Below are 648 nucleotides of genomic sequence, written 5' to 3'. Positions count from 1 at the left end.
TCTTCGGGCAGGACCCGGCAGCGCGCTTCCCGCTCGCGGAGCCGTCGACAGCCTGAAGGCAGCCCCAAGAAAGACGGGGCCCGCAGGCCCCGTTTCGTCGATCGCAGAGAGAGAAGATCAGGCCGTCGCCGGCTCGGCCTTCGGCTTGTCGATCTTCTTCGCCGGCTGGATGTCGAGCACCGTCTTGCCGTCGGCGTCCACGTCCACCGTCAGGCGGCCGCCATCGACCAGGCTGCCGAACAGCAGCTCGTCGGCCAGCGCACGGCGGATCGTGTCCTGGATCAGGCGCTGCATCGGCCGCGCCCCCATCAGCGGGTCGAAGCCCTTCTTCGCCAGCAGCTTGCGCAGGCCGTCGGTGAACGTGACCTCGACCTTCTTCTCCGACAGCTGGCCCTCGAGCTGCAGCAGGAACTTGTCGACCACCCGCAGGATGATCTCTTCGTTCAGCGCCCGGAAGCTGACGGTCGCGTCGAGCCGGTTGCGGAACTCCGGCGTGAACAGCCGCTTGATGTCGGCCATCTCGTCGCCCTGCTCGCGGGAGTTCGTGAAGCCGATCGTCGACTTGTTCATCGTCTCCGCGCCCGCGTTCGTCGTCATGATGATGATGACGTTGCGGAAGTCGGCCTTGCGCCCGTTGTTGTCGGTCAG

General features: G+C 66.4%; 1 protein-coding gene. It reads right to left on the bottom strand.

Going from position 1 to position 648, the window contains the following annotated elements; genetic code table 11:
• Positions 1-117: 117 nt before the first annotated feature.
• Positions 118-648: AAA family ATPase (locus tag AC1D01_RS37640; protein ID WP_477875048.1), on the bottom strand; the 531-nt coding region annotated here is incomplete at its 5' end.

Source organism: Rhizobacter sp. P3_B12 (assembly GCF_056402895.1).
This window is presented reverse-complemented; position numbering and strand designations above follow the sequence as displayed.